Source organism: Paenibacillus zanthoxyli JH29, assembly GCF_000520715.1.
Classification (GTDB): domain Bacteria; phylum Bacillota; class Bacilli; order Paenibacillales; family Paenibacillaceae; genus Paenibacillus_AQ; species Paenibacillus_AQ zanthoxyli.
Genome location: NZ_ASSD01000662.1, coordinates 1 through 26,618, shown reverse-complemented (window position 1 = coordinate 26,618; position 26,618 = coordinate 1). Strand labels below are relative to the sequence as shown.

Annotated in this window: 36 protein-coding genes; all 36 read right to left on the bottom strand. The window is 49.8% G+C overall.

Annotation, left to right across the window (positions count from 1 at the left end; translation table 11 throughout):
• Nucleotides 1–10: 10 nt before the first annotated feature.
• Nucleotides 11–379, bottom strand: a complete 369-nt coding sequence (gene rpsM / locus L691_RS0125515; protein ID WP_025693041.1) for a 30S ribosomal protein S13 — start codon at nucleotides 377–379, stop codon at nucleotides 11–13.
• Between the two features lie 20 nt (nucleotides 380–399).
• Nucleotides 400–513 (bottom strand): 50S ribosomal protein L36, encoded by a 114-nt coding sequence (gene rpmJ / locus L691_RS0125510; protein WP_003322638.1) that lies wholly within the window; start codon nucleotides 511–513, stop codon nucleotides 400–402.
• A gap of 117 nt (nucleotides 514–630) precedes the next feature.
• Nucleotides 631–846: a translation initiation factor IF-1 gene (gene infA / locus L691_RS0125505; RefSeq protein ID WP_006212898.1), complete on the bottom strand. Its 216-nt coding sequence runs from the start codon at nucleotides 844–846 to the stop codon at nucleotides 631–633.
• 2 nt (nucleotides 847–848) lie between these two features.
• Nucleotides 849–1,157: a KOW domain-containing RNA-binding protein gene (locus tag L691_RS0125500; protein WP_025693040.1), complete on the bottom strand. Its 309-nt coding sequence runs from the start codon at nucleotides 1,155–1,157 to the stop codon at nucleotides 849–851.
• A gap of 10 nt (nucleotides 1,158–1,167) precedes the next feature.
• Nucleotides 1,168–1,920: a type I methionyl aminopeptidase gene (gene map / locus L691_RS0125495; RefSeq protein WP_025693039.1), complete on the bottom strand. Its 753-nt coding sequence runs from the start codon at nucleotides 1,918–1,920 to the stop codon at nucleotides 1,168–1,170.
• 4 nt (nucleotides 1,921–1,924) lie between these two features.
• Complete coding sequence (locus tag L691_RS0125490) at nucleotides 1,925–2,569, bottom strand: adenylate kinase (protein WP_025693038.1); 645 nt, start codon at nucleotides 2,567–2,569, stop codon at nucleotides 1,925–1,927.
• Between the two features lie 101 nt (nucleotides 2,570–2,670).
• Nucleotides 2,671–3,972: a preprotein translocase subunit SecY gene (gene secY / locus L691_RS0125485; RefSeq protein ID WP_025693037.1), complete on the bottom strand. Its 1,302-nt coding sequence runs from the start codon at nucleotides 3,970–3,972 to the stop codon at nucleotides 2,671–2,673.
• The gene (gene rplO, locus L691_RS0125480) at nucleotides 3,972–4,412 is read right to left on the bottom strand and encodes a 50S ribosomal protein L15 (protein ID WP_025693036.1); all 441 of its coding nucleotides are present in this window, start codon (nucleotides 4,410–4,412) and stop codon (nucleotides 3,972–3,974) included. Before rplO ends, secY begins: the two co-directional genes overlap by 1 nt.
• Before the next feature lie 41 nt (nucleotides 4,413–4,453).
• Nucleotides 4,454–4,639, bottom strand: a complete 186-nt coding sequence (gene rpmD / locus L691_RS0125475; protein ID WP_025693035.1) for a 50S ribosomal protein L30 — start codon at nucleotides 4,637–4,639, stop codon at nucleotides 4,454–4,456.
• 14 nt (nucleotides 4,640–4,653) lie between these two features.
• Nucleotides 4,654–5,151, bottom strand: a complete 498-nt coding sequence (gene rpsE / locus L691_RS0125470; RefSeq protein WP_025693034.1) for a 30S ribosomal protein S5 — start codon at nucleotides 5,149–5,151, stop codon at nucleotides 4,654–4,656.
• A 27-nt stretch (nucleotides 5,152–5,178) separates the two neighbouring features.
• Nucleotides 5,179–5,547, bottom strand: a complete 369-nt coding sequence (rplR, locus tag L691_RS0125465; protein ID WP_025693033.1) for a 50S ribosomal protein L18 — start codon at nucleotides 5,545–5,547, stop codon at nucleotides 5,179–5,181.
• An 85-nt stretch (nucleotides 5,548–5,632) separates the two neighbouring features.
• Nucleotides 5,633–6,175, bottom strand: a complete 543-nt coding sequence (rplF, locus tag L691_RS0125460) for a 50S ribosomal protein L6 (protein WP_025336662.1) — start codon at nucleotides 6,173–6,175, stop codon at nucleotides 5,633–5,635.
• 31 nt (nucleotides 6,176–6,206) lie between these two features.
• Nucleotides 6,207–6,605: a 30S ribosomal protein S8 gene (rpsH, locus tag L691_RS0125455; RefSeq protein WP_025336663.1), complete on the bottom strand. Its 399-nt coding sequence runs from the start codon at nucleotides 6,603–6,605 to the stop codon at nucleotides 6,207–6,209.
• Between the two features lie 33 nt (nucleotides 6,606–6,638).
• A complete protein-coding gene (locus L691_RS31615; RefSeq protein ID WP_010348808.1) occupies nucleotides 6,639–6,824 on the bottom strand; it encodes a type Z 30S ribosomal protein S14 in 186 nt (61 codons plus the stop codon).
• A 49-nt stretch (nucleotides 6,825–6,873) separates the two neighbouring features.
• On the bottom strand, nucleotides 6,874–7,416 hold the full coding sequence (gene rplE / locus L691_RS0125450; protein WP_025693032.1) for a 50S ribosomal protein L5: 543 nt from the start codon (nucleotides 7,414–7,416) through the stop codon (nucleotides 6,874–6,876).
• Between the two features lie 31 nt (nucleotides 7,417–7,447).
• On the bottom strand, nucleotides 7,448–7,801 hold the full coding sequence (gene rplX, locus L691_RS0125445; RefSeq protein ID WP_081754722.1) for a 50S ribosomal protein L24: 354 nt from the start codon (nucleotides 7,799–7,801) through the stop codon (nucleotides 7,448–7,450).
• Between the two features lie 117 nt (nucleotides 7,802–7,918).
• Complete coding sequence (gene rplN, locus L691_RS0125440) at nucleotides 7,919–8,287, bottom strand: 50S ribosomal protein L14 (RefSeq protein ID WP_019908234.1); 369 nt, start codon at nucleotides 8,285–8,287, stop codon at nucleotides 7,919–7,921.
• 39 nt (nucleotides 8,288–8,326) lie between these two features.
• Nucleotides 8,327–8,593, bottom strand: coding sequence for a 30S ribosomal protein S17 (gene rpsQ / locus L691_RS0125435; RefSeq protein ID WP_025336666.1), 267 nt, complete (start codon nucleotides 8,591–8,593; stop codon nucleotides 8,327–8,329).
• Nucleotides 8,594–8,635: 42 nt separating this feature from the next.
• The gene (gene rpmC / locus L691_RS0125430; RefSeq protein WP_025693031.1) at nucleotides 8,636–8,833 is read right to left on the bottom strand and encodes a 50S ribosomal protein L29; all 198 of its coding nucleotides are present in this window, start codon (nucleotides 8,831–8,833) and stop codon (nucleotides 8,636–8,638) included.
• A complete protein-coding gene (gene rplP, locus L691_RS0125425; protein WP_025693030.1) occupies nucleotides 8,823–9,257 on the bottom strand; it encodes a 50S ribosomal protein L16 in 435 nt (144 codons plus the stop codon). The genes rpmC and rplP overlap by 11 nt, the downstream gene beginning before the upstream one ends.
• Before the next feature lie 2 nt (nucleotides 9,258–9,259).
• The gene (gene rpsC / locus L691_RS0125420) at nucleotides 9,260–9,925 is read right to left on the bottom strand and encodes a 30S ribosomal protein S3 (RefSeq protein ID WP_025693029.1); all 666 of its coding nucleotides are present in this window, start codon (nucleotides 9,923–9,925) and stop codon (nucleotides 9,260–9,262) included.
• 13 nt (nucleotides 9,926–9,938) lie between these two features.
• Nucleotides 9,939–10,271 carry a 50S ribosomal protein L22 gene (gene rplV, locus L691_RS0125415; protein ID WP_025693028.1) on the bottom strand — a complete coding sequence of 111 codons (333 nt, stop codon included), beginning with the start codon at nucleotides 10,269–10,271 and terminating at the stop codon, nucleotides 9,939–9,941.
• A 34-nt stretch (nucleotides 10,272–10,305) separates the two neighbouring features.
• Nucleotides 10,306–10,584 (bottom strand): 30S ribosomal protein S19, encoded by a 279-nt coding sequence (rpsS, locus tag L691_RS0125410; protein WP_025336671.1) that lies wholly within the window; start codon nucleotides 10,582–10,584, stop codon nucleotides 10,306–10,308.
• Nucleotides 10,585–10,659: 75 nt separating this feature from the next.
• Nucleotides 10,660–11,490 (bottom strand): 50S ribosomal protein L2, encoded by an 831-nt coding sequence (gene rplB / locus L691_RS0125405; RefSeq protein ID WP_025693027.1) that lies wholly within the window; start codon nucleotides 11,488–11,490, stop codon nucleotides 10,660–10,662.
• 28 nt (nucleotides 11,491–11,518) lie between these two features.
• Nucleotides 11,519–11,812 (bottom strand): 50S ribosomal protein L23, encoded by a 294-nt coding sequence (gene rplW, locus L691_RS0125400; RefSeq protein ID WP_025336673.1) that lies wholly within the window; start codon nucleotides 11,810–11,812, stop codon nucleotides 11,519–11,521.
• On the bottom strand, nucleotides 11,812–12,435 hold the full coding sequence (gene rplD, locus L691_RS0125395; protein ID WP_025693026.1) for a 50S ribosomal protein L4: 624 nt from the start codon (nucleotides 12,433–12,435) through the stop codon (nucleotides 11,812–11,814). The genes rplW and rplD overlap by 1 nt, the downstream gene beginning before the upstream one ends.
• 25 nt (nucleotides 12,436–12,460) lie before the next feature.
• Nucleotides 12,461–13,078, bottom strand: coding sequence for a 50S ribosomal protein L3 (gene rplC, locus L691_RS0125390; protein WP_025693025.1), 618 nt, complete (start codon nucleotides 13,076–13,078; stop codon nucleotides 12,461–12,463).
• A gap of 39 nt (nucleotides 13,079–13,117) precedes the next feature.
• On the bottom strand, nucleotides 13,118–13,426 hold the full coding sequence (gene rpsJ, locus L691_RS0125385) for a 30S ribosomal protein S10 (protein ID WP_006676490.1): 309 nt from the start codon (nucleotides 13,424–13,426) through the stop codon (nucleotides 13,118–13,120).
• Nucleotides 13,427–13,652: 226 nt separating this feature from the next.
• A complete protein-coding gene (locus L691_RS0125380; protein ID WP_025693024.1) occupies nucleotides 13,653–15,002 on the bottom strand; it encodes a globin-coupled sensor protein in 1,350 nt (449 codons plus the stop codon).
• Nucleotides 15,003–15,280: 278 nt separating this feature from the next.
• Nucleotides 15,281–16,471, bottom strand: a complete 1,191-nt coding sequence (gene tuf / locus L691_RS0125375) for an elongation factor Tu (protein ID WP_025693023.1) — start codon at nucleotides 16,469–16,471, stop codon at nucleotides 15,281–15,283.
• A gap of 108 nt (nucleotides 16,472–16,579) precedes the next feature.
• Complete coding sequence (fusA, locus tag L691_RS0125370; protein WP_025693022.1) at nucleotides 16,580–18,658, bottom strand: elongation factor G; 2,079 nt, start codon at nucleotides 18,656–18,658, stop codon at nucleotides 16,580–16,582.
• A 47-nt stretch (nucleotides 18,659–18,705) separates the two neighbouring features.
• Entirely contained in the window at nucleotides 18,706–19,176 is a 471-nt protein-coding gene (gene rpsG, locus L691_RS0125365; protein ID WP_025336679.1) for a 30S ribosomal protein S7, read from the bottom strand.
• Nucleotides 19,177–19,219: 43 nt separating this feature from the next.
• Nucleotides 19,220–19,639, bottom strand: a complete 420-nt coding sequence (gene rpsL / locus L691_RS0125360; protein ID WP_025693021.1) for a 30S ribosomal protein S12 — start codon at nucleotides 19,637–19,639, stop codon at nucleotides 19,220–19,222.
• Between the two features lie 144 nt (nucleotides 19,640–19,783).
• Nucleotides 19,784–20,032, bottom strand: coding sequence for a ribosomal L7Ae/L30e/S12e/Gadd45 family protein (locus tag L691_RS0125355; protein ID WP_025693020.1), 249 nt, complete (start codon nucleotides 20,030–20,032; stop codon nucleotides 19,784–19,786).
• A gap of 171 nt (nucleotides 20,033–20,203) precedes the next feature.
• A complete protein-coding gene (gene rpoC / locus L691_RS0125350; RefSeq protein WP_025693019.1) occupies nucleotides 20,204–23,818 on the bottom strand; it encodes a DNA-directed RNA polymerase subunit beta' in 3,615 nt (1,204 codons plus the stop codon).
• A 201-nt stretch (nucleotides 23,819–24,019) separates the two neighbouring features.
• Nucleotides 24,020–26,618: DNA-directed RNA polymerase subunit beta (rpoB, locus tag L691_RS0125345; RefSeq protein ID WP_025693018.1), on the bottom strand; the 2,599-nt coding region annotated here is incomplete at its 5' end.

Here is a 26,618-nt window from a genome sequence, read left to right as displayed (position 1 = left end):
TCCCCCCTTATTATTTCTTCTTGTTTGCTACCGTACGACGCGGGCCTTTCCGGGTACGGGCATTTGTCTTGGTACGTTGACCGCGAACCGGCAAGCCGCGACGGTGACGAACACCGCGGTAGCAGCCAATCTCGGTAAGACGTTTAATATTCAAGGAAATTTCACGACGCAGGTCGCCTTCCACTTTGACCGATTTGTCGATCGTTTCACGTAGTTTGCTGACTTCATCTTCCGTCAAATCACGGACACGTGTATTAACATCGATCCCTGTTTCTTTAAGAATTTTCTGGGAAGTCGTTCTACCGATTCCGAAAATATAAGTCAAGGCGATCTCAACGCGTTTGTCACGTGGCAAATCCACTCCAGCTATACGAGCCATTTTACGCTACACCCCCTTCTTTAACCTTGTTTTTGTTTGTGCTTCGGATTTTCACAAATTACCATTACAGTCCCTTTGCGGCGGATGACTTTGCATTTTTCGCAAATGGGCTTTACAGAAGGTCTTACCTTCATGCTTATTACCTCCTCAAAGTTTTACGCAGTAAAACTAGGTTCGAAAACGCCCGCTCAGTTTTACAGGTAGTAAAACTGGCTTCAAAAGCATACGTGCATGTTCTGCATAAAGCAGATCTATTTACGGTAAGTTATACGACCTTTAGTTAAATCATAAGGCGATAACTGTACGACCACTTTGTCACCGGTCAAAATACGGATAAAGTGCATCCGCAGCTTACCGGATACGTGGGCAAGAATCTGATGACCGTTCTCCAGCTCAACCTTAAACGTTGCATTCGGCAACGGTTCAATGACAGTGCCTTCCACCTCAATGACATCTTCTTTGGCCACAGCTATTCTCCTTTCTTCATAGCGCTTATTCCGGCGGAACGCACATAATTCATCACTGCATAACGCAGCTTTCCATTCGTTACCCGGCCGGTTTCATTCAGACTGTTCACAACCTCGCTGCTGACGATCGGAGTGAACTCCAGATGAAGAATGTTCTTCTTCTTCGGTCCGTCAAACTTGCGTTTGTCTCCGTCCGCAATATACACAAACCTGCTGTCCACAACAGCGATGACCACGGCAATCTCTCCAGCTTCCTTGCCTTTGAGTATTTTCACCAATTGACCGACCTGCGGGCTGCTCTCGGCATTCAACAAAGATCACCTACGCATTCAGTTTCGTGAAAATTTCCATGCCCTCCGGCGTAACCGCCACTGTATGCTCAAAGTGAGCGCACAGCGAACCGTCCACCGTTACGACCGTCCAGTTATCTTCCAGCGTTCGGACATAACGTTTGCCCGCATTGACCATCGGCTCGATGGCAAGCACCATGCCTGCCTTAAGCCGCGGACCGCGGTCTGCAATGCCGTAGTTCGGAATTTGCGGTTCTTCATGCAGTTCTGCCCCAACACCATGCCCAACATACTCGCGGACCACCGAGAATCCGGCATCTTCGATATATTTTTGAATAGCGTGGGAGATTGTAAACAGGCGCACATCCGGCTTAATCAGCTCAAGGCCTGCGTACAGGGAGCCTTTGGTCACATCCAAGAGCCGCTGGGCTTCTTCGGATATGCTGCCTACCCCATAGGTCCAGGCGGAATCGCCGTGATATCCCTTGTACTGCGCTCCAATGTCCAGCGATACGATATCGCCTTCCACCAGTTTGCGTTTGCCGGGAAATCCATGCACCAACTGATCGTTGACTGAAGCGCAAATGCTGGCAGGAAAACCATTGTAGCCTTTGAATGACGGCACAGCACCTTGACTGCGAATGTATTGATCGGCGATTCTATCGAGTTCTCCGGTCGTAATCCCAGGCTCAATGGCCTGCGCCATGAGACGATGAGTCTCGGCAACAATTCGTCCCGCTTCTCTCATAAAGGCAAGTTCCTGTTCGGACTTACATATGATCATTACACTAACCTCGCAGTAAAGATACAATTTCGGCAGAAACGACGTCGATTTCGTTTTCCCCGTTTACCTGACGCAAAAGACCTTTATTCTCGTAAAAGTGAAGCAGCGGTGCCGTCTTGTTGTCGTACTCATCCAATCGCTTGCCAACACTTTCTTCATTGTCATCCGGACGCTGATACAACTCGCCGCCATCGATGTCGCAGATGCCTTCCTGTTTCGGCGGGTTGAAAATCAAGTGATACGATGCACCGCATACCTTACAAATCCGTCGTCCGGTCAGACGGGCCAGAAGCAATCCGCGATCCACGTTCAGATTAATAACATGATCCAGTGAAGTATTCATGCGGGCAAGAAGCTCATCCAGCGCTTCCGCTTGCGAAAGAGTTCTTGGAAAGCCGTCCAATAAAAAACCTTTTTCGCAATCGGACTGCTCCAGCCGCTCTTCCACAATTCCAATCGTTACATCATCGGGTACAAGCAAGCCTTGGTCGATAAAGGATTTGGCTTTCAGACCGACTGGAGTTCCCTGCTTAATCGCGAGACGAAAAGCATCGCCCGTCGAGATATGAGGGATATCCAGTTCCTTTACGATAGCCGCAGCTTGAGTTCCCTTGCCTGCTCCAGGCGGGCCCATGAAAAGGATGTTCACCTTACGTCTCTCCCCTTTAGCACTCGATCGCCACCAGGCAAGAAACAGCACAATAGGCGCCGGGAAGTCTGTAAATGAGCCGCTTCACCGGAACCTATCGCCTATTTGTTAATGAAGCCTTTGTAATGGCGTTTAATCAATTGGCTCTCGATCTGCTTCATCGTATCCAGTGCGACGCCGATAACGATAAGCAGCGCGGTGCCGCCGATCTGCACCGACCGCGGCAAACCGGACAAAGAACCGAAGAATACCGGAAGCACAGAGATGATGGCCAGGAACAATGCGCCCGACATCGTCAGACGGGACATTACCCGGGTCAAATATTTCTCCGTAGCTTTGCCTGGACGAATACCTGGAATGTATCCGCCATTCTTCTTCATATTGTCAGCCATCTGCTGCGGATTCATCTGAACAAACGTATAGAAGAACGTAAATCCGATGATCATGATCACGTAGAGGACCATGCCGAGCGGCTTGTCATGAGAAAGATTGTTGGAGATCCACTTCGCCCAATCATGGGTCGACCAAAAGTTGGCGATGACAATCGGGAATTGAAGCAGCGATACGGCAAAGATAACGGGGATTACGCCCGCCGCATTGATTTTAAGCGGAATGTGCGTATTTTGTCCACCATACATTTTGTTTCCGACTACGCGTTTGGCATATTGTACGGGAATCTTCCGAACTCCTTGCTGTACGAAGATAACACCCGTAATAATCGCCACAACCACGATTGCAACGACCACGACTTTAAGAATATTCAGGAAAGTCTGCCCCGGCTGGATAAAGCTCGATTGCGCCGTTGCCGTAAAATATCCTGGAAAGCCTGCGACGATTCCCGCAAAAATCAGGATCGAGATCCCGTTTCCGATACCCCGCTCAGTGATTTGTTCACCAAGCCACATCAGAAATGAAGTACCTGCCGTCAAAATAATGGCCACGAGCAGATAGTCGGCGATCGTTGCATCCGGCATCATTTTCGTACCATACATTCGGTTGAAACCGATAGAGGTTGCAAAACCCTGAATCAAAGCCAACACTACCGTACCGTAACGGGTAATTTGCGCCAGCTGCTTCTTACCGTGTTCGCCTTGCTTTGCCCATTCGGCAAATTTCGGCACTACATCCATCGACAAAAGCTGCACAATGATGGATGCGGTAATGTAAGGGTAAATACTGATCGCAAAGATGGAGAAGTTTTTAAGCGCTCCGCCCGAAAACGTGTTGAACAAGTTCATCAAGGCGTTTCCAGCCTCGTTGCCTGTCGATAGAAACACCGATTTGTCCACACCGGGAACCGGTACGAACGAACCGATGCGGTAGATGATAAATACAAACAGGGTGAACAGGATTTTTTTGCGCAAATCTTCAACATGCCATATATTCTTAAGCGTCTTGAACATTAGATCACCTCGGTTTTACCGCCGGCAGCCTCGATTTTCTCTACCGCAGATTGAGAGAACTTGTTTGCTTGAACTGTAAGTTTTACAGTGATTTCTCCATTGCCGAGAATTTTGATGCCGCTCTTCGCGTTCTTTACAACGCCTGTTTCGAGCAGCAATTGAGGCGTAACTTCCGTTCCTTCTGCAAAGCTGTTCAGTTCCTCCAGATTCACAATCGCATACTCTTTACGAGTAGGATTGACGAATCCACGCTTAGGCAGACGACGATAGAGTGGGTTTTGGCCGCCCTCGAAGCCCGGACGAACACCACCGCCGGAACGAGAGTTTTGACCTTTATGACCACGGCCGGATGTTTTACCGTTACCACTGGAAGTACCGCGACCTACACGGTTGCGTTCTTTACGGGATCCTGGAGCCGGAGCGAGTTCATGTAACTTCATCGTTTGCACCTCCTTATGTCTATTAATAGGTAAAAGGCGACTTAGCCTTCAATTTCAGTTACGGATACGAGATGGCTCACTTGTTTGATCATACCGCGAATCGCAGGATTATCGTTGTGAACCACGGACGAGTTGATTTTACGCAGGCCTAGCGTCTTAACGGTCACACGTTGTGTTTCCGGACGTCCGATCAAGCTGCGAACGAGGGTAATTTGCAATTTAGCCATTGACGTTCCCCTCCTTAACCGCGAAGCTCTTCGATAGATTTGCCGCGAAGCTTCGCGACCTCTTCAATGCGCTTCAGACGGGACAATCCCTCCAAAGTTGCATTGACCATATTCATGGAGTTCGAAGAACCTAAAGATTTTGTCAGAATATCGCCTACGCCAGCCAGTTCCAATACCGCACGAACAGGTCCGCCAGCGATAACGCCAGTACCTTGCGATGCTGGTTTCAGCAGTACACGTCCAGCGCCAAAATGTCCGTTAACCAAGTGAGGAATCGTCGTTCCGACGAGTGGAACGTGGATCAGGTTTTTCTTGGCGTCTTCGATGCCTTTACGGATCGCATCCGGAACTTCGCCGGCTTTACCGATACCCGCACCGACCCAGCCTTTGCCGTCGCCGACAACAACCAGTGCGCTGAAGCTGAAACGGCGTCCGCCTTTTACAACTTTAGCAACACGGTTAATGTGAACAACTCTTTCTGTCAGCTCTAAAGTGTTTGGATCTACACGCAAGTCGTTAACCTCCTTTTAAGAATGTTTCTAGAATTCAAGACCAGCTTCACGGGCTGCATCAGCAAGCGCTTGAATCCGTCCATGATACAGGTAGCCTCCGCGGTCGAATACCACAGCGGTATGTCCTTTTGCTTTGGCGCGCTCGGCAACCAGTTGGCCGACTTTGCTTGCAGCCTCTACGCTGCCGCCATTGCCTACAGAATCTTTCAATTCTTTATCGAGCGTCGATGCGGATGCGATCGTTACACCCTTAACATCATCGATCAGTTGAGCATAAATGTGTTTGGAAGAACGGAACACATTCAGGCGAGGGCGTTCAGTAGTACCTTCGATTTTCTTACGTACACGCAGGTGTCTTTTGACACGAGCTTTATTTTTGTCCTCTTTTGTAATCATGACTTCCTTTTCACTCCCTTCAGTTTGCCTTAAGGCAGCTTCACGTTAAGACGCCATAGGCATCTTAAGAACAAGGTCAGCCGGCTTATTTCTTCTTACCGGCTTTACCTTCTTTACGGATAATGCGCTCGCCCTCATATTTAATCCCTTTGCCCTTGTATGGCTCAGGTTCGCGTACGGAACGAATCTTCGCGGCATAGGCGCCTACGCGTTCTTTGTCGATGCCTTTAACGATGATTTTCGTGTTGGCAGGAACTTCGAACTCGATGCCCGGTTCCGGAGTAATCTCAACCGGATGGGAGTAGCCGACGTTCAGAACGATTTTATCTCCAGATTTGTTTGCACGATATCCGACCCCAACCAGTTCCAGAGATTTGGAGAATCCTTCGGTCACGCCGCTTACCATGTTGTTGACAACGGAGCGGGTCGTGCCGTGAAGAGAGCGATGCAGTTTGTTGTCCGAAGGACGAACAACAAGAATTTCGTTATTTTCAACCGTAACCTTCATATCTTTATGAAGTTCACGAGTCAAAGTACCTTTAGGACCTTTAACGGTGATGACAGTGTTGTTAACCGTCACGTCTACACCGCTAGGCACTGTGATTGGTTTGCGACCAATACGAGACATGTGTGTTGCACCTCCTTATCTTGTGACGTGATTACCAAACGTAGGCGAGAACTTCGCCGCCGGATTTTGCTTGACGAGCTTCCTTATCGGTCATAACTCCCTTGGATGTGGAGATAATCGCGATGCCCAGTCCGCCGAGTACGCGAGGAACTTCGTTGCTCTTCGTGTATACGCGCAGGCCTGGCTTACTGATTCTTTTCAGACCGGAAATAACACGTTCTTGGTTCGGGCCGTATTTCAGGAAAATACGGATAAGCCCTTGTTTGTTATCTTCAACAAATTCCGCATCACGGATGAAGCCTTCGCGCTTCAGGATATCGGCGATTTGTTTTTTCAATGTCGAAGCAGGCAGCTCTACCGTTTCGTGACGCACGATGTTGGCGTTACGAATACGAGTAAGCATATCTGCGATAGGATCAGACATAGTCATTTGGTGTAAACCTCCTTCCCGTATATAAACTTCTTACCAGCTTGCTTTTTTTACGCCAGGAATCTGGCCTTTATAAGCTAATTCACGGAAACAAATTCTGCAAATTTTGAACTTTTGCAGTACCGAATGTGGACGACCGCAACGCTCGCAGCGTGTGTATGCACGCACTTTGAATTTCGGCGCACGTTGTTGTTTAACTTTCATCGAAGTTTTTGCCACTTTAGCCTGACACCTCCTAAACAGTTTCGGAGAATTGAACGACCGAACCTTACTTCGCGAAAGGCATTCCCAGCTGAGTCAGCAGCTCGCGGGATTCCTCATCCGTCTTTGCCGTCGTTACGATTACGATATCCATACCGCGGACTTTGTCCACCTTGTCATATTCGATCTCAGGGAAAATCAATTGGTCTTTCAGACCCAGTGTGTAGTTGCCGCGGCCGTCGAAAGCTTTGGTCGATACACCGCGGAAGTCACGAACGCGCGGAAGCGTTACGTTGAACAATTTGTCCAGGAAGTAGTACATACGTTCACCGCGAAGGGTTACCTTAACGCCGATCGGCATGTTCTCACGCAGTTTGAAGCCGGCGATAGACTTCTTGGCTTTGGTGATAACCGGTTTTTGACCGGCGATCAGTTGCATATCGTTCACAGCGGAATCAAGCACCTTCGAGTTTTGCACGGCGTCGCCTACGCCCATGTTGATAACAACCTTCTCAATTTTCGGCACTTGCATAACCGTTTTATAATTAAACTTCTGAATCAGAGCCGGCGTAATCTCGTTCAGAAAACGTTCTTTCATTCTTGCTGCCATGAAGAATTAACCTCCTTTCTTAAGCGCTATATTAGTCGATGATCTCTCCGGATCTTTTCGCTACGCGAACCTTCTTGCCGTTGTCCAGCACTTTATAACCGATACGGGTTACTTTGCCGCTCTTCGGATCGATGTGCATAACGTTGGATACGTGGATCGCAGCTTCCTGCTCGATGATGCCGCCTTGCGGATTTAACTGGTTAGGCTTCTGGTGCTTCTTCACCATGTTCACGCCTTCTACCAGTACGCGGTTTTTGCGCGGATACGCAGCGATGACGCGGCCCTTCTTGCCTTTATCTTTTCCGCTGATCACCATAACCACATCGTCTTTTTTCACGTGCAGTTTGTTGTTATGGGATTCCAGAACTTTTTTCACTCTAGGCATTTGTTACACCTCCTATGACTAGCCTTTGTAAGCATGATTATAAACGATCTCTATCGGGACCCCCGAAAAGTACCCGGTATCAGCTTCGGAGCTTCTCGTCACTTTTTGGGGAGTTTATTAGATAACTTCCGGTGCCAAGGAAACGATCTTCATGTAATCCTTGTCGCGAAGTTCGCGGGCAACTGGTCCGAAAATACGTGTTCCACGCGGGCTTCTGTCGTCTTTTACAACAACTGCTGCGTTTTCGTCAAATGCGATGTAAGATCCGTCCTTACGGCGTACAGAGCGCTTCGTGCGTACAACCACCGCTTTTACTACATCACCTTTTTTGACAACGCCGCCTGGTGTTGCTTGTTTTACCGAGCAAACGATCAGATCGCCGATAGCTGCCGTCCGACGTCCAGTACCGCCCAATACGCGGATACACATCAGTTCCTTCGCACCGGAGTTGTCAGCTACATGCAAGCGTGTAAATGGTTGAATCATTAATATTTCCTCCTTTCGGAAAAACTGTCATGTAACGCATTAGATGATAACCGCTTTTTCCACAACTTCAACCAGTCTCCAGCGTTTGTCCTTGGAGAGCGGACGAGTTTCCATGATTTTTACAGTATCGCCGATTTGGGCGGTATTGTTCTCATCATGCGCTTTGAATTTCTTGGTGTATTTAATGCGTTTGTGGTACAGATCATGCTTTTTGTAAGTTTCAACGGCAACCACGATCGTTTTGTCCATTTTGTCGCTGACAACTTTACCGATTTGCACTTTGCGCGCGTTGCGTTCTTCGCTCATAATTAGCCTCCTTCCTGATACGGATCATTCCATCCGTTTCACTTAGCTGATCCCAAGTACTCTCTCATGGATAACGGTTTTAGCACGAGCTATTTCTCTACGCACATCACGAATCCGAGTCGGGTTGTCCAGTTGGCCTGTTGCCAGTTGAAAACGCAGATTAAAGAGCTCTTCTTTGAAGCCAGCAATCTTTTGTTCAATCTCGGCAGTGGTCAAGTTGCGAAGTTCATTAGCTTTCATTTGCTTCACCACCCAATTCTTCACGTTTCACAAACTTAGTCTTAACTGGCAGCTTGTGAGAGGCAAGACGCATCGCTTCACGAGCGATTTCTTCAGACACGCCTCCGAGTTCGAACATAATCTTGCCCGGTTTAACTACGGCTACCCATTTCTCAACGTTACCTTTACCGCTACCCATCCGAACCTCGAGAGGCTTTTGAGTAATCGGCTTGTCAGGGAAAATCTTGATCCAAACTTTACCGCCCCGTTTGATGTAACGGGTCATCGCGATACGAGCCGCTTCGATTTGACGGTTAGTGATCCAAGATGGCTCCAGAGCTTGCAGTCCGAATTCGCCGAAGTTCAGCTCGGTGCCGCCTTTTGCCAGACCTTTCATGTGACCGCGTTGTTGTTTGCGGTGCTTAACACGTTTTGGTACCAACATGATTAGTTGCCTCCTTCCTTAGCAGCTTGTTTCTTAGCCGTAGGAAGTACCTCTCCACGATAGATCCATACTTTTACGCCGATCCGGCCGTAAGTTGTATGAGCTTCAGCCGTTCCGTAGTCGATATCGGCACGAAGCGTATGAAGTGGAACTGTTCCTTCGCTATAGCCTTCCGTACGAGCGATTTCGGCGCCGCCAAGACGTCCGCTGACAGAAGTTTTAATCCCTTTTGCACCGGAACGCATTGTTCTTTGGATAGCCTGCTTAAGCGCACGGCGGAACGATACGCGACGCTCCAGCTGTTGTGCGATGCTCTCGGCAACGAGAATAGCGTCCAGCTCAGGGTGTTTGATTTCATTGATATTAATGTGTACTTTCTTGCCGCCGGCGATTTGTGTAACCGCGTTGCGAAGCACTTCGACTTCAGCACCGCCCTTCCCAATAACCATACCTGGTTTAGCAGTATGAATTGTAACGTTCACACGGCTAGCCGCTCTTTCAATTTCAATACGGGAAACAGCGGAATCTTTCAGCTTGCCTTTGAGGTATTCCCGAATTTTGACGTCTTCCAGAAGAAGTGTTCCGAAATCTTTGCCTGCATACCATTTGGATTCCCAGTCACGAATAATCCCGATCCGAAGTCCGACTGGATTTACCTTTTGACCCACACGTTATCCCTCCTTATTTCTCAGATACCACCAAAGTAATGTGGCTGGTGCGTTTGTTGATCCGGCTGGCGCGACCCATCGCGCGCGGACGGAACCGTTTCATCGTTGGACCTTGGTTAACGAAAACCTCGCTGATAAACAAGTTGTTTACGTCCATCGAATAGTTGTGCTCGGCATTGGCGATCGCCGAGTTCAGCAGCTTTTCAACTACCGGGGAAGCGGATTTCGGAGTGTGGCGAAGGATAGCAATTGCCTCTCCCACCTGCTTGCCGCGAATCAAGTCAACAACCAGTTTCGCTTTACGAGCGGAAATCCGCACCGATCTTGCATGCGCTTTTGCTTGCATTGTTTTCCCTCCTCTCTAAGCAGAGAATCTGTTATTATCTTCTCGTCTTCTTATCGTCACCCGCGTGGCCTTTGTAAGTACGCGTCGGCGCGAACTCGCCCAACTTGTGACCTACCATATCTTCCGTTACGTATACAGGCACGTGTTTACGGCCGTCATACACGCCAAACGTATGTCCGATAAATTGAGGGAAAATGGTTGAGCGGCGGGACCAAGTCTTGATGACAACTTTTTTGCCCGAAACGTTCAAGTCTTCAACTTTTTTCAGCAGGTAGCCGTCGATAAAAGGCCCCTTCTTCAAACTGCGACTCATGTATGAATCCTCCCTTCATCAAATGTTCAAGCCGCGATTCGACGCTTCGCGGGTTCAAGCTCACCTAGAAGCGTCTTATTTCGTGCGGCGACGAATGATATATTTATCAGAAGCTTTGTTTTTCTTACGCGTTTTGTATCCGAGAGTCGGTTTGCCCCAAGGAGACAACGGCGATTTACGTCCGATCGGAGCGCGTCCTTCACCACCACCGTGAGGGTGATCATTCGGGTTCATAACAACACCGCGAACTTCAGGACGTTGACCCAGCCACCGGCTGCGGCCGGCTTTACCGATCTTGATCAGTTCGTGGTCTTCGTTGCCAACGGAACCGATTGTAGCACGGCATACGCTCAGAATTCTGCGAACTTCACCGGAAGAGAGACGCACGGAAACGTACTTGTCTTCTTTACCGAGCAACTGCGCTTCCGTACCGGCTGCGCGAACCAATTGGCCGCCCTTGCCAGGCTTCAGCTCAATGTTGTGGATAACTGTACCTACCGGAATGTTGGACAGCGGAAGCGTGTTACCGATTTTGATGTCCGCTGCAGGACCGGATTCGATCTTATCCCCAACTTTCAGACCTTTAGGAGCGATGATGTAACGTTTCTCTCCGTCAGCGTAGTGAATCAGGGCAATATTGGATGTGCGGTTCGGATCATACTCAATCGTAGCAACGCTGCCTGGTATGCCGTCTTTCGTCCGCTTGAAATCAATGATACGGTATTTACGCTTATGTCCACCGCCGTGGTGACGAACCGTAATTTTACCTTGGTTGTTGCGGCCCGCTTTTTTGCTCAGCGGCGCCAGCAGCGATTTCTCAGGCTGGTTTGTTGTGATTTCTTCAAACGTAGACACGGACATTCCGCGTCTTGCCGGAGAAGTCGGTTTGTACTTTTTGATTGGCACTTTGTTTCCCTCCTTGCTTTACAGGATATTATTCTACCGCTTCAAAGAACTCGAGCGGCTTGCTGTCTGGGCTGAGCTTCACGATGGCTTTCTTCCATTCCGGAGTGTAGCCGGAGTAGCGTCCATAACGTTTCAGCTTTCCAGGCACGCGCAAAGTGTTCACAGCAACGACTTTCACTTTAAAGATGGCCTCAACAGCCTGTTTGATTTCGGTCTTGTTGGCACGAATGTCCACTTCAAAAGCATATTTCAAATCGCTCATGTAGTCGGATGTGCGTTCCGTAATCACCGGACGTTTGATGATATCGCGAGGATCTTTCATTACGCGAACACCTCCTCTACCTTAGAAACTGCATCTTTGGTGATGATCAGTTTGTCGTGCGTCAGCACGTCAAGAACGTTAATGCCATCTGCAGCCAAGAACTTCACCCCAGGGATGTTGCGGGCGGATAGAGCTACATTATCGTCATAGCTAGGAGCTACGATCAGAGCTTTTTGAGCTACCTTCAGGTTGTTCAGAATGGCTACGAATTCTTTCGTCTTCGGAGCATTCAGAGTCAGGCTATCCAGCACGATGATGTTGCTCTCGATAACCTTCGAGGACAACGCGGATTTGATCGCCAGACGACGAACCTTTCTAGGCAATTTCCAGGAATAGCTACGAGGAGTCGGTCCGAAGACAACGCCGCCGCCTTTCCATTGAGGAGAACGAATCGAACCTTGGCGAGCACGGCCTGTACCTTTTTGTTTCCAAGGCTTGCGTCCGCCGCCACGAACTTCGGAACGTCCTTTAACTTTGTGTGTACCACGACGCAGGGAAGCTCTTTGCAGAAGAACCGCTTCATTCAGCACGTGAGTGTTCGGCTCGATACCGAAAATCGCGTCGCTCAGTTCAACTTCACCAACCTCGTTACCACTGATATTGAAAAGTGTTACTTTTGGCATTTCATGTTCCTCCTTTCTTCAGAAGTTATTTCTTAACGGTTTCTTTAACCTTCACGAAGCTGTTCTTAGGTCCAGGAATGGAGCCTTTCACCAGCAAAACATTACGTTCTACGTCCACTTTGACGACTTCAAGCTTTTGAATCGTCACCGTTTCATGACCCATATGTCCTGGCAGACGTTTGCCTTTAGGAACACGGTTGGCTTGGATGGAACCCATCGAACCCGGTCTTCTATGGTAACGGGAACCGTGAGCCATTGGTCCGCGGCTTTGTCCCCAGCGTTTGATAACGCCTTGGAAGCCTTTGCCTTTGGAAATTCCGGTTACGTCAACAAATTCGCCTTCTGCGAAGACGTCAGCCTTCAGCTCTTGTCCAACCTCGAGTGCCCCGAGGTCAACACCGCGAATTTCGCGAACGTAGCGCTTAGGTGTTGCATTTGCCTTCTGGGCGTGACCCTGTTCAGGCTTGTTGGTGTTTTTCTTATCGGAAAAGCCCAACTGCACTGCTTCATACCCGTCGGTATTGAGGTCTTTCTTTTGCAGTACCACACAAGGACCCGCTTCGATAACCGTAACCGCGATTACGTTACCTTCAGGAGTAAACACTTGAGTCATACCGAGTTTTTTTCCTAAGATACCTTTCATGTTGACACCTCTTTTCTTTTCCTGTTTCTAATAGAAGAATTACAATTTAATTTCGATATCTACACCGGACGGCAGGTCCAAGCGCATCAAGGCATCCACAGTTTGTGGCGTTGGATTCACAATGTCGATCAGACGCTTGTGAGTACGCATCTCGAACTGTTCACGGGAATCCTTGTACTTGTGCACCGCACGGAGAATAGTAATAACTTGTTTCTCAGTTGGCAGCGGAATCGGCCCGGATACACCTGCACCGGAACGTTTTGCCGTTTCAACGATCTTCTCAGCGGATTGATCAAGAATTCTGTGGTCGTATGCTTTCAAGCGGATACGAATTTTTTGCTTTGCCATTTTAGTCCCTCCTTCTATCGCCCAATTTATTATCGGACATACTCCGTGAAAATTTTCTGACCACTGGCTTCATGGCAAAGGAGCCGGGTGTGTCAGTAACCTCTCACATCATCGCAACGTCGCAGAACAACATTTATTATTATATAGAATCTTTTCGCCTATTGCAAGCAAAAAAATAAAACAACGCATGATTTTTTCATGCGCCGTTATGTGCAGCTTTTTTACATTATAGATTGGCTGTTGCCGACTGGAAATACTCCGCCGATGCGGCTGTCTGTGCAGTTGTCACCCCTATTCCTTCTATAGTATGGATCAGTGTCCGGATCTCTTCTTCTACCGTTACGATCTCCCGGGTGCTGCTCTGCATCGTATCCAAAATGTCGGAGAACAATTGGCTCGTCTCATCCGATTGCTGCTTGCCGCTTTCCGTCAGTTCCTGCACTTTTCGGATTTCTTCTACCACCTGTGTGGTCAGAATACCGGATTTGGCCGTCAATTCTCCGATGTGTACAACCGTGCTTTTTGTATCTTCTGCCAACCGATTGACCTCTTGGGCAACGACACTGAAGCCTCTTCCGTGCTCGCCCGCTCTTGCCGCTTCTATTGTTGCGTTAAGCGATAGTATTTTGGTCTGATCCGCAATTTCTTGGACCGCGCCGACGATCGTCTGAATTTGCTTTGAAAATTGGCTAAGCTCTTTTACCGATTGTTCCATTTCATTCGTTCTTTCAAAAATATGTCCAATCTGTCCGTTCAACCTGCTCAGCAGCTCACGTCCGTCTTTTGCCTTTTCTTGAGATTCAAGGGCTGAAAAAGCGGTACGTTGGAATGAATTATTAACTTCATTACTGCTTGTAACCAATTGCTCGATCGCTGCATTTGTATCAATACTGAGATCGACCAATTCGCCGCTGAATTCGGCAATTTTCTGTTTCAACTCATTTTTTACAATTTCATATTGCTCTTCTTTTTCTCTGATATTCTCTTTTTCGTAGGCTTCCAGAACGAGCTGCTGTTCCAGATTCAAAAGTTTGGTCAGAGTTTGTACCATTTTAAGCCGTTCCGCATCATTAAATGCTTCTTTATAGATAACACCGATAAATACATTTTGCAGATTTTGAAAAGCGGACAAGTACCACTTCGGCTCCAAACCGACCTTCTTATGAATATTTGCGATAACCAGCCGTTTCATTATGTAACGATTGTCCACACTGCCGTCAAAAATTTCGACGATATGTTCTCGCAGAGTTTGCTTCAGCCTGTCGATACTGCTGTGCTTGACAATGATCTGTTCCAGCTTACCCACATCAACCACTGAGCTATAAAAATGGTCGGTAATCTCGTTAATATTCCGTACTATCGCAGGCTTCATTCTGCGCAGCAGCTCCAGGTCATCATCAGTCAAGACTATCATTCTCATCTGTTCATTCAATTCTTCCTGACCTTGTATCGAATGATGAGATTCTGAACCCGGGGCTCGTTCGCTGGCAAGCAGGAAGGAATAAGGTTCATAGGGCTCCACTCTCTTCTTTTGAAAAGATAAACCATGTAAAAAAGCAAACGGACATTTCCCCATACAGATCCCCCCATATAATCTATATTTCTTGATACATATTTCTATTACGGCCTAGTATTTCTGGCTTTATGTCGTTTTGAGTCGAAATGGGTTGAAATATGGTTGTATTTATATCTTCGGCATTTTATGTAATTTGTTGAATACACGAGTTAAATTATTTTTAAATTTTTATTATTAATAGTATTTAGAAAATATAAATAAAAAAACAGGAACCCTTCATTATGAAGAGTCCCTGCTTGTAAGTCCTTATCTTCCTCTTAAAGAGTAAGAGTCCGAACTTATTTTTGGATTGTAGCTACAGTACCGGCTCCAACTGTACGGCCGCCTTCACGAATGGAGAACTTCGTTCCTTCTTCGATAGCGATCGGGGAAATCAGTTGAACAGTTACTGTGATGTTGTCGCCAGGCATTACCATTTCAGTACCTTCTGGCAGGTTGATGATACCTGTTACGTCAGTTGTACGGAAGTAGAACTGAGGACGGTATCCAGTGAAGAAAGGCTTATGACGGCCACCTTCTTCTTTGGTCAGGACGTAGATTTGAGCAGTGAACTCAGTGTGTGGCTTAACGGAAGCCGGTTTAGCCAATACTTGTCCACGTTCGATTTGGTTACGGTCAACACCACGAAGCAGAGCGCCGATGTTGTCGCCAGCTTGAGCGGAGTCAAGCAGTTTACGGAACATTTCAACGCCGGTAACGACGGATTTCTTCGTTTCTTCTTGGATACCAACGATTTCAACTTCGTCGCCCACTTTAACCGTTCCGCGTTCTACGCGGCCAGTTGCCACGGTACCGCGGCCAGTGATGGAGAATACGTCCTCGACAGGCATAAGGAAAGGCTTGTCAGTGTCGCGTTCTGGCAGCGGAATGTAAGTGTCGATCGTTTCGAACATTTCAACGATCTTGGCAGCCCATTCGCCGTCAGGGTTTTGCAGAGCTTCACGAGCGGAACCGCGAGTGATTGGAGTGTCATCGCCCGGGAATTCATATTCGTTCAGCAGGTCGCGAACTTCCATTTCAACCAGTTCCAGAAGCTCTTCGTCTTCAACCATGTCGCATTTGTTCAGGAATACGACGATGTAAGGAACGCCTACTTGGCGGGACAGCAGGATGTGCTCGCGAGTTTGCGGCATTGGGCCGTCAGCTGCGGATACAACCAGGATAGCGCCGTCCATTTGCGCTGCGCCGGTGATCATGTTTTTAACATAGTCGGCGTGTCCAGGGCAGTCTACGTGTGCGTAGTGACGGTTAGGAGTTTCATATTCAACGTGAGCTGTGGAGATGGTGATACCACGTTCGCGCTCTTCCGGAGCTTTGTCGATTTGGTCGAATGCTACAGCGGCACCGCCGTATTTTTTGGACAATACAGTTGTGATTGCAGCAGTCAGAGTCGTTTTACCATGGTCGACGTGACCGATAGTACCGATGTTAACGTGCGGTTTAGTACGTTCAAACTTAGCCTTTGCCATTTGAACAGTTCCTCCTTAATATGGGTTCTTAATTATTGGAGCCGTCCGATCTTTAGCTGACTCTATGATGACTGAAAGGAACCAATCGGACGGCAAGTAAAACATGGATTACTCTGCGCCTTTGTTCTTAGCCACGATCTCGTCCGCAATGGATTTAGGAACTTCTTCGTAATGAGAGAGTTCCATCGAGAATACGCCGCGGCCTTGTGTACCGGAACGCAGGGTAGTGGAATAACCGAACATTTCAGAAAGAGGCACTTTCGCACGGATAATTTGGGCTCCGGCGCGGGAATCCATACCTTCGATCCGTCCGCGGCGGGAGTTCAGCATACCCATAACATCGCCCATGTATTCCTCAGGCACTGTTACTTCCACTTTCATGATTGGCTCAAGCAGGACAGGCTTACACTTGTCTTTGGCTGCTTTAAGCGCCATCGAGCCGGCGATTTTGAACGCCATTTCGTTGGAGTCGACATCATGGTATGAACCGTCAACGATGGTTGCTTTGACATCAACGAGCGGGAAGCCGGCGATAACGCCGTTCTTCATTTGCTCTTCAATACCTGCAAGCGCAGGGGCAATGTATTCTCTCGGTACGGAACCGCCGACAACCTTACTTTCGAACTGGCTACCGGTACCTGCCTCGAGAGGCTCGAATTCAACCCATACGTGACCGTACTGACCACGACCGCCGGACTGACGAACGAACTTGCCTTCGACGCGGGCCGGAGCTCTGAATGTCTCACGGTAAGCAACCTGGGGTTTACCAACGTTGGTCTCCACTTTGAATTCACGACGCATACGGTCGATGATGATATCCAAGTGAAGCTCGCCCATACCGGCAAGAATCGTTTGTCCCGTTTCTTCATCGGTGTGCGCGCGCAGCGTCGGGTCTTCCTCAGTAAGTTTGCCGAGAGCAACGCCCATTTTGTCTTGGTCGGCCTTCGTCTTAGGTTCAACTGCGATCTCGATAACCGGATCCGGGAAGTTCATCGATTCGAGAATAACCGGATTCTTCTCATCACACAGTGTATCACCTGTTCCGGTGTCTTTCAAACCTACGGCTGCAGCGATGTCGCCGGAATATACAATAGAGATTTCCTGGCGGCTGTTCGCGTGCATTTGCAGGATACGTCCGATACGCTCACGTTTACCTTTTGTGGCATTCAGAACGTAAGATCCGGACTCCAGAATACCAGAATATACGCGGAAGAACGTCAGCTTACCAACATAAGGGTCAGTCATGATTTTAAATGCCAGCGCGGAGAACGGCTCTTCGTCCGAAGAGTGACGCTCGGCTTCCGTACCATCTTCAAGATGACCTTTGATCGATGGAACATCGATCGGAGCCGGCAGGAAGTCGATAACAGCGTCCAGCATCAGCTGAACCCCTTTGTTACGGTAAGAAGAACCGCAGATTACCGGAAAAATCTTAACTTCCACTACGCCTTTGCGCAGTGCAGCCTTGATTTCGTCAATGGTAATCTCTTCGCCTTCCAGGTACTTCATGGTCAGATCTTCGTCGAGTTCCGCAACTTTCTCAATGAGCTCGTTGCGCAGCTCTTCGACTTGATCCAGGAATTCGGACGGGATATCCGTCACTTCAATATCACGGCCAAGATCGTCTTTGTACATATGGGCTTTTTGCTCGATCAGGTCGATGATACCGATAAAGTCGTTCTCGGCACCGATCGGCAGTTGAATGGCAACCGCATTTGCTTGCAGACGCTCGCGCATATCCTTAACTACGTTAAGGTAATCCGCTCCGATGATATCCATTTTGTTAACATAGGCGATCCGGGGAACGCCATAACGGTCAGCCTGTCTCCAAACAGTTTCAGACTGAGGCTCAACGCCCTCTTTTGCACTGAAAACGCCTACTGCCCCGTCCAATACACGAAGGGAACGTTCAACTTCAACGGTGAAGTCAACGTGTCCCGGGGTGTCGATGATGTTGACGCGGTGACCTTTCCACGCAGCAGTGGTAGCGGCGGAAGTAATCGTAATTCCGCGCTCCTGCTCTTGCTCCATCCAGTCCATCGTTGCCGCACCTTCGTGAACTTCACCGATTTTGTGCGTACGGCCTGTATAGAAAAGAATCCGTTCTGTGGTGGTTGTCTTACCGGCGTCAATATGCGCCATGATCCCGATATTACGTGTATTTTTCAAGGAGAACTCTCTTGCCATGAATGGGATCTCCCTTCAAAATTGAAGTTATTTGATTGACCTTGATCCTACCAGCGGTAGTGAGCGAATGCTTTATTCGCTTCGGCCATTTTGTGCGTGTCTTCGCGTTTCTTAACGGAAGCGCCTGTGTTATTGGAAGCATCGATAATCTCAGCCGCCAAACGCTCTTCCATCGTCTTCTCACCGCGGTTGCGGGAGTAGTTCACGAGCCAACGTAATCCCAGGGAAGTACGTCTCTCCGGTTTAACTTCGATCGGCACTTGGTAGTTCGCGCCGCCGACACGGCGGGCTTTAACTTCGAGAACCGGCATGATGTTCTTGATGGCTGCTTCAAATACTTCCATTGGGTCTTTCCCCGTACGTTCTTCGATCAACTTGAACGCGTTGTACAGAATGCTTTGAGCGACACCTCTTTTACCATCCAGCATTACACGGTTAATCAAACGAGTAACCAGTTTGCTGTTATACACCGGATCCGGCAGTACGTCTCTTTTGGAAACTGGACCTTTGCGTGGCATGGATATCCCCCTTTCGTTAGATTGTTCTTATTCGTTCATTTAATTATTTCTTAGCTTTCGGACGTTTCGCGCCGTATTTGGAGCGGGATTGCATCCGGTTGTTCACGCCTGCTGTATCCAGCGCGCCGCGAACGATGTGGTAACGAACACCCGGAAGGTCTTTAACCCGGCCTCCGCGAATCAGCACCACGCTGTGCTCTTGCAGGTTATGTCCGATACCCGGAATATAAGCTGTCACCTCTACGCGGTTCGTCAAGCGAACACGGGCATATTTACGAAGTGCAGAGTTCGGTTTCTTCGGAGTCATAGTACCTACGCGAGTGCACACACCGCGTTTTTGCGGAGCACTCAAATCCGTAGCCTCACGCTTCAGGGCGTTGAATCCTTTTTGCAGTGCAGGCGATTTCGATTTTTCGATCTTGGCTTGACGGCCTTTACGAACCAATTGATTGATAGTTGGCATTGTTGTGCCACCCCCTTCCTCTAATAATGATCTCTTATAAACCTTCTCGCTAAGCCCACAGACCCAGGCGGTTCATAAAAGAACAAATGAAAAGTCTTTGCCACCGGAGTTACTCTCACGACACAAAAACAGTTCTTCACGCTATTATTTTAAGACGGCTGCCATTGCAGCGCCCACTTCGATTCCGCAGGCCTTGCCCAACTGCTGCATCGTATCGACATAAGTCAACTTGACGCCATGCTTATCGCAAAGACTAACGATTCTTGAAGTAAGCCTGGGATCTCCGTCTTCCGCCACATAGACTTCTGCGGCCTGGCCCATCTCCACCGCTTTGACGGTTTGCTTGGTGCCGATCTTGATCTGAGCGTCCCGTAGTCCTCTATCATCAGTCATTACAAAACCCTCCAATGAACAAAGATAACAAGGATACTCACGCACCTATAACATATTATCACTGCCGCCAAACGGTGTCAAGAAAATCTCAAAAATATTTCACTGCAGACTTCTGCGCCGGGCTTAAAAAAGATAGCACCGGCGCAGATAGTCCAACAGAGAATTTTTGCTTTATTCAGCCGGAACAGTTTCCAAAGCTTCCTCTTCGCTTTGCTCTTCTTCCGGATTGACCAATTTGACATTACGGTAGCGGTTCATGCCCGTTCCGGCAGGAATCAGCTTACCGATAATAACATTCTCCTTGAGGCCGAGCAACTGGTCGACTTTGCCTTTGATGGCCGCATCGGTCAGCACGCGCGTGGTCTCCTGGAACGATGCTGCGGAAAGGAAGGAGTCTGTTTCCAGCGACGCTTTCGTAATACCGAGCAGCACAGGCTTCGCAACCGCCGGCTCTTTGCCGGACAGGATGACTTCCTTATTCGCCGCTTCGTATTCATGGATATCCGCAAAGGAGCCAGGCAGCAGGTTAGTGTCACCGGCATCAATGATGCGGATTTTGCGCAGCATTTGTCTAATCATGACCTCAACGTGCTTGTCGTTGATTTCTACGCCCTGGTTCCGGTATACGCGCTGAACTTCCTGGAGGATATAGTTCTGCACGCCGCGGATCCCCTTGATGCGCAGCATTTCTTTCGGATCGATGGAACCGTCGGTCAGTTCGTCACCAGCCTCGACCTCATCTCCTTCGCTTACGCGGAGACGTGATCCGTAGGTAATCGAGTAGACTTTCGATTCCGCTTCACCCTGAACCTCGATTTCGCGGCGGTCCTTCGCTTCGCGAATTTCCTTCACGACGCCGTCGATTTCACTGATGGTCGCTTGCCCTTTCGGGTTACGCGCCTCAAACAGCTCCTGGATACGCGGAAGACCTTGCGTGATATCATCGCCCGCAACGCCCCCGGTATGGAACGTACGCATAGTAAGCTGTGTTCCCGGTTCACCGATGGACTGTGCGGCGATAATGCCGACGGCTTCGCCGATCTCAACGTGCTTACCGGTCGCCAGGTTGCGTCCGTAGCACTTCTTGCAGACACCGTGACGGGCACGGCAGCTCAGTACGGAGCGGATTTGCAGCTTACCTACGCCGGCTTTGACGATCTCTTCCGCTTTATCGGAATCAATCAGATCATTGCGATGCACAATGATTGCGCCTGTTTCAGGATGGCGGACGGTCTCGAAGCAGTAGCGGCCTTCAATACGGTCATACAGATCCTCGATAACCTCTTTGCCGTCTTGGATACGGCTAACGGTAAATCCTTTGTCGGTGCCGCAATCATCCTCACGGACGATTACGTCCTGGGCCACGTCTACGAGACGGCGTGTCAGGTAACCGGAGTCAGCGGTACGAAGCGCCGTATCCGCCAGACCTTTCCGCGCTCCGTGAGTAGAGATAAAGTACTCGAGGACGGTCAGACCTTCGCGGAAGTTCGCCTTGATCGGCAGTTCGAAAATCCGGCCCGATGGCGTCGCCATCAGTCCGCGCATGCCGCCAAGCTGGGTGATCTGCGATTTGTTACCCCGAGCTTTGGAGTCAACCATGAGCATGATGGAATTGAAACGGTCCATCGATTTCATAAGCACGTTCGTCAGATCGTCTTTCGTCTTGGACCAGATCTCAATGACGCGGTCATACCGCTCTTCATTAGTAATGAGACCGCGGCGGTATTGCTTGGCAACAACGTCGACCTTCTCCTCGGATTCCTTCAGAATGGCTTTCTTCTCTTCAGGAACGATTACGTCCGATACAGCGATCGTTACACCCGCACGGGTAGAGTAGGTAAAGCCAAGCTGCTTGATTTTATCCAGAATGACCGATGTTTTGGTCGTATGGTAAATTTCGAAACAGCGGGCGATAATCGAGCCGAGATATTCTTTGCCGACAGCGCCAGCGATCGGAACCGCATCGATCAGTTCATGGATATTGGCGCCTTTTTCGTAAATGAAATATTTCTCGGGCGTGCCTTGCAGCAGATTGTCGCGTGTCGCTTCGTTGATGTAAGGGAAGCTTGCCGGGAAAATTTCGTTGAAAATAATTTTGCCGACGGTTGTGATCAGCATAGCGGTCTGCTGCTTCTCGGTGAAGCTGGTCTTATTAAGCGCCTTGACCGGAATGGCTACGCGCGCATGAAGACCGGCAGTGCCGCGCTGATAAGCGGAAACCGCTTCGTTCACGGTACGGAGAATCATGCCGCTGCCCTTTTCTTCCTTGTTGTCCATGGTCAGATAGAAGGAACCAAGAACCATATCCTGGGAAGGGGTAACGACTGGCTTGCCGTCCTTCGGGTTCAAAATGTTGCCGGACGCCAGCATCAGGATGCGTGCTTCCGCCTGCGCTTCCGCAGAGAGCGGAACGTGCACGGCCATTTGGTCACCGTCAAAGTCAGCGTTGTACGCCGTACATACGAGCGGATGAAGACGAATGGCATGGCCTTCTACCAGAATCGGTTCAAACGCTTGAATACCGAGACGGTGAAGCGTGGGGGCACGGTTCAGCAGAACCGGATGCTCCTTGATGACTTCTTCAAGCACATCCCAAACTTCCGGGCTTACGCGCTCGACTTTGCGTTTCGCGCTCTTAATGTTGTGGGCAAGTCCTTTGTTAACCAGTTCCTTCATGACGAACGGCTTAAACAGTTCCAGCGCCATTTTCTTAGGAAGGCCGCATTGGTACATTTTCAAGTAAGGACCTACGACGATAACGGAACGGCCGGAGTAGTCGACCCGTTTACCGAGCAGGTTCTGACGGAAACGGCCCTGCTTACCTTTCAGCATATGGCTGAGCGATTTCAGCGGACGGTTGCCTGGGCCCGTTACCGGGCGGCCGCGGCGGCCGTTGTCGATCAGAGCATCGACGGCTTCCTGAAGCATCCGTTTCTCGTTCTGCACGATGATATCCGGAGCGCCAAGGTCAAGCAGTCTTTTCAGACGGTTATTGCGGTTGATTACGCGGCGGTACAAGTCGTTCAGGTCAGACGTAGCGAAACGTCCGCCGTCTAGCTGTACCATAGGACGCAGTTCCGGCGGAATAACCGGGAGAACGTCCATGATCATCCAGTCGGGCTTGTTGCCGGAGTTGCGGAAAGCTTCGATCACTTCAAGGCGCTTGATCGCACGGTTCCGGCGTTGGCCTTGAGCGGTGCGCAGCTCTTCCTTAAGGAATTCCAGCTCTTTTTCGATATCAAGATCCTGAAGCAGCTTCTTGACCGCTTCCGCGCCCATGCTCGCTTGGAAGCCGTAGCCGTACTTCTCGCGGTAGCTGCGGTATTCCTTCTCGGACAGCAGCTGTTTCTTCTCCAGAGGCGTATCGCCGGGATCGGTTACGACATAAGATGCGAAGTAAATAATCTCTTCCAGCGATCTCGGAGACATATCAAGCGCGAGACCCATGCGGCTCGGAATGCCTTTAAAATACCAGATATGCGAAACCGGAGCAGCCAGCTCAATATGGCCCATACGCTCACGGCGCACTTTGGCGCGTGTGACTTCGACGCCGCAGCGGTCGCAGACTACGCCTTTATAACGGACGCGTTTGTATTTGCCGCAATGACACTCCCAGTCTTTTTGCGGTCCGAAGATCCGTTCGCAGAAAAGACCCTCTTTTTCCGGCTTGAGTGTGCGATAGTTGATGGTTTCCGGTTTCTTAACCTCTCCGCGGGACCAAGAACGAATCTTCTCCGGGGAAGCCAGCCCGATTTTCATGAATTCAAAATTGTTTACGTCCAACAAGGAGCAACCCTCCTTAACCTGATCCTGATTTGGTGCCGCCGTTCCTCTCCCTACTCCTTGCAGCGGGAGAAGCTGCGGTCATATACAACGGAAGGCCACCCCGCGAAAGGATGGCGCTGCCGCTTTATTCTTATCCTCAGCAGTTCAGCGTCGCCGCAGAGCACTTAATCTCTAAGAGCCGCTTCACTGTATGGGGAAAATTTATTCCACTCCGACTTCCGCACCTTCCAGATTGAGGCTCAGCTTGTCGCTTGAAGTCTCATCCTCGTCGTCCAGTTCTTTCATTTCGATCTCCTGCTCGTCACCGCTCAGGATTTTGACGTCCATACCGAGAGACTGAAGCTCTTTGATCAATACTTTGAAGGACTCAGGAACGCCCGGCTCCGGCACATTCTCGCCTTTGACAATGGATTCATATGTCTTCACCCGTCCGACAACGTCATCGGATTTAACAGTCAGAATCTCTTGCAGCGTATAGGCGGCGCCGTATGCTTCAAGCGCCCATACTTCCATCTCGCCGAAGCGCTGTCCGCCGAATTGGGCTTTACCGCCGAGCGGCTGCTGCGTAACGAGCGAGTATGGTCCTGTGGAACGGGCATGGATTTTATCGTCTACCATGTGCGCCAGCTTGATCATGTGCATGACGCCGACCGTAACTTCACGCTCAAAACGTTCGCCTGTCCGTCCGTCATACAGGATGGTCTTACCATTACGCTGCATGCCGGCTTCTTCCATCGTGTCGAACACGTCATACTCACGCGCTCCATCGAATACCGGGGTTGCGACGTGGATGCCCAGACGCATGGCGGCGAACCCGAGATGGACCTCAAGCACCTGCCCGATGTTCATCCGCGAAGGAACGCCCAGCGGGTTGAGCACAACCTGTACCGGTGTTCCATCCGGCAGGAATGGCATGTCTTCTTCAGGCAGAATACGGGCTACGACACCCTTGTTGCCGTGACGTCCGGCCATTTTATCGCCCTCGGAGATTTTACGCTTCTGAGCGATATAGACACGAACCAACTGGTTGACGCCAGGAGGCAGCTCGTCGCCGTTCTCGCGAGTAAACACTTTGACGTCGACGATGATACCGTCACTACCGTGAGGAACACGGAGGGAGGTATCCCGCACTTCGCGGGCTTTCTCACCGAAGATCGCGTGCAGCAGGCGTTCTTCCGCCGTCAGTTCCGTCACGCCTTTTGGCGTAACCTTGCCGACGAGAATATCGCCAGCGCTGATTTCCGCACCGATCCGGATAATGCCGCGCTCATCCAAATTACGAAGGGCTTCTTCGCCTACGTTTGGAATGTCACGCGTAATCTCTTCCGGTCCGAGCTTCGTATCCCGCGCTTCGGATTCGTACTCCTCAATATGGATCGAAGTATATACGTCCTCTTTCACCAGCTTCTCGCTCAGCAGGATAGCATCCTCGTAGTTGTAGCCTTCCCAAGTCATAAACGCAACGACTACGTTACGGCCAAGAGCCAATTCGCCCATCTCCGTGGAAGGACCGTCCGCCAGAATGTCACCTTTCTTGACGATATCGCCTCTCTTAGCGAGAGGACGCTGGTTAATGCAAGTTCCTTGGTTCGAACGCATAAATTTGTGTAATTTATATTTAACGATGTCGCCTTTAACTTCTTTGCCTTCTACAGTCTCAACACGCCGCAGCCAGATTTCGTTGGCAGAAGAGCGCTCGATGATACCGTCATATTTGGAGACGATACATACGCCCGAATCTTTTGCCGATTTATGCTCCATTCCCGTACCGACAAGCGGCGCTTTCGGAATGAGCAGCGGAACGGCCTGACGCTGCATGTTGGAACCCATCAGCGCGCGGTTGGAGTCATCGTTCTCAAGGAACGGAATGAGCGCCGTCGCGACGGATACAACCTGTTTAGGCGAAACGTCCATGTAATCCACTCGGTTGCTCGGCATTGTCGTGATGTTGTCGGACAGCTTGTTGTAACGAACGATAACCATCTCATCCGCAAACGCGCCTTCCTCCGTCAACTCGGCATTCGCCTGAGCGACTACGTAATTATCTTCTTCGTCTGCCGTGAGGTAATCGATTTGTTCCGTGACCTGACCCGTCTTCGGATCGACCCAACGGTACGGCGCTTCAATAAAGCCGTATTCGTTAATGCGGGCGAAAGTGGACAAGGAGTTGATCAGACCGATGTTTGGACCTTCCGGGGTCTCGATCGGACACATCCGGCCGTAGTGACTGTGATGGACGTCGCGCACCTCAAAGCCCGCGCGTTCACGTGTCAGACCGCCCGGACCGAGCGCAGACAGACGGCGTTTATGCGTCAGCTCCGCAAGCGGGTTCGTCTGGTCCATAAACTGCGACAGCTGGGAGCTTCCGAAGAACTCCTTGATCGACGCGATAACCGGACGGATATTAATCAACGCCTGCGGCGTGATCGCATTCGCGTCCTGAATCGACATTCTCTCCCGCACCACGCGTTCCATCCGGGAAAGACCGATACGGAACTGGTTCTGCAGAAGCTCGCCCACGGAACGCAGGCGGCGGTTGCCCAAGTGGTCGATATCATCGGTGTTGCCGATACCGTGCAGAAGATTAATAAAGTAGCTGATCGAGGAAATAATATCAGCCTGAGTGATATGCTTGACCGATTTGTCGATATTGCCGTTGGCGATCAGCTTAATCACTCGTCCTTCTTCAATCGGGGAGAACACCTCCACCGTTTGGAGAGGAATGTCTTCACTATCCAGAACGCCGCCGCTTACGCGGTAGGTCTTGGCAGCCATATTTTTCTCGAAATACGGCAGGCGG

What these genes read in the sequence shown, in the direction of transcription:
- rplP (WP_025693030.1), bottom strand. Translation starts at nt 9,257, where the DNA reads ATGTTGGTACCAAAACGTGTTAAGCACCGCAAACAACAACGCGGTCAC.
- rplV (WP_025693028.1), bottom strand. Translation starts at nt 10,271, where the DNA reads ATGCAAGCAAAAGCGCATGCAAGATCGGTGCGGATTTCCGCTCGTAAA.
- rplX (WP_081754722.1), bottom strand. Translation starts at nt 7,801, where the DNA reads ATGCCTAGAGTGAAAAAAGTTCTGGAATCCCATAACAACAAACTGCAC.
- rpsM (WP_025693041.1), bottom strand. Translation starts at nt 379, where the DNA reads ATGGCTCGTATAGCTGGAGTGGATTTGCCACGTGACAAACGCGTTGAG.
- rplR (WP_025693033.1), bottom strand. Translation starts at nt 5,547, where the DNA reads ATGATTACAAAAGAGGACAAAAATAAAGCTCGTGTCAAAAGACACCTG.
- rpsH (WP_025336663.1), bottom strand. Translation starts at nt 6,605, where the DNA reads ATGACTATGTCTGATCCTATCGCAGATATGCTTACTCGTATTCGTAAC.
- rpsL (WP_025693021.1), bottom strand. Translation starts at nt 19,639, where the DNA reads ATGCCAACTATCAATCAATTGGTTCGTAAAGGCCGTCAAGCCAAGATC.
- rpmC (WP_025693031.1), bottom strand. Translation starts at nt 8,833, where the DNA reads ATGAAAGCTAATGAACTTCGCAACTTGACCACTGCCGAGATTGAACAA.
- rplC (WP_025693025.1), bottom strand. Translation starts at nt 13,078, where the DNA reads ATGAAAGGTATCTTAGGAAAAAAACTCGGTATGACTCAAGTGTTTACT.
- rpmJ (WP_003322638.1), bottom strand. Translation starts at nt 513, where the DNA reads ATGAAGGTAAGACCTTCTGTAAAGCCCATTTGCGAAAAATGCAAAGTC.
- rpmD (WP_025693035.1), bottom strand. Translation starts at nt 4,639, where the DNA reads ATGGCTAAATTGCAAATTACCCTCGTTCGCAGCTTGATCGGACGTCCG.
- map (WP_025693039.1), bottom strand. Translation starts at nt 1,920, where the DNA reads ATGATCATATGTAAGTCCGAACAGGAACTTGCCTTTATGAGAGAAGCG.
- L691_RS0125380 (WP_025693024.1), bottom strand. Translation starts at nt 15,002, where the DNA reads ATGGGGAAATGTCCGTTTGCTTTTTTACATGGTTTATCTTTTCAAAAG.
- rplF (WP_025336662.1), bottom strand. Translation starts at nt 6,175, where the DNA reads ATGTCTCGTATTGGTCGCAAACCAATCACAGTGCCTAGCGGTGTAGAC.
- tuf (WP_025693023.1), bottom strand. Translation starts at nt 16,471, where the DNA reads ATGGCAAAGGCTAAGTTTGAACGTACTAAACCGCACGTTAACATCGGT.
- rplW (WP_025336673.1), bottom strand. Translation starts at nt 11,812, where the DNA reads ATGAAAGATCCTCGCGATATCATCAAACGTCCGGTGATTACGGAACGC.
- rpsJ (WP_006676490.1), bottom strand. Translation starts at nt 13,426, where the DNA reads ATGGCAAAGCAAAAAATTCGTATCCGCTTGAAAGCATACGACCACAGA.
- rplD (WP_025693026.1), bottom strand. Translation starts at nt 12,435, where the DNA reads ATGCCAAAAGTAACACTTTTCAATATCAGTGGTAACGAGGTTGGTGAA.
- rpsS (WP_025336671.1), bottom strand. Translation starts at nt 10,584, where the DNA reads ATGAGTCGCAGTTTGAAGAAGGGGCCTTTTATCGACGGCTACCTGCTG.
- rplE (WP_025693032.1), bottom strand. Translation starts at nt 7,416, where the DNA reads ATGGCAGCAAGAATGAAAGAACGTTTTCTGAACGAGATTACGCCGGCT.
- rpsG (WP_025336679.1), bottom strand. Translation starts at nt 19,176, where the DNA reads ATGCCACGCAAAGGTCCAGTTTCCAAAAGAGACGTACTGCCGGATCCG.
- L691_RS0125355 (WP_025693020.1), bottom strand. Translation starts at nt 20,032, where the DNA reads ATGACTGATGATAGAGGACTACGGGACGCTCAGATCAAGATCGGCACC.
- rplO (WP_025693036.1), bottom strand. Translation starts at nt 4,412, where the DNA reads ATGAAGTTACATGAACTCGCTCCGGCTCCAGGATCCCGTAAAGAACGC.
- rplN (WP_019908234.1), bottom strand. Translation starts at nt 8,287, where the DNA reads ATGATTCAACCATTTACACGCTTGCATGTAGCTGACAACTCCGGTGCG.
- fusA (WP_025693022.1), bottom strand. Translation starts at nt 18,658, where the DNA reads ATGGCAAGAGAGTTCTCCTTGAAAAATACACGTAATATCGGGATCATG.
- secY (WP_025693037.1), bottom strand. Translation starts at nt 3,972, where the DNA reads ATGTTCAAGACGCTTAAGAATATATGGCATGTTGAAGATTTGCGCAAA.
- rpsQ (WP_025336666.1), bottom strand. Translation starts at nt 8,593, where the DNA reads ATGAGCGAAGAACGCAACGCGCGCAAAGTGCAAATCGGTAAAGTTGTC.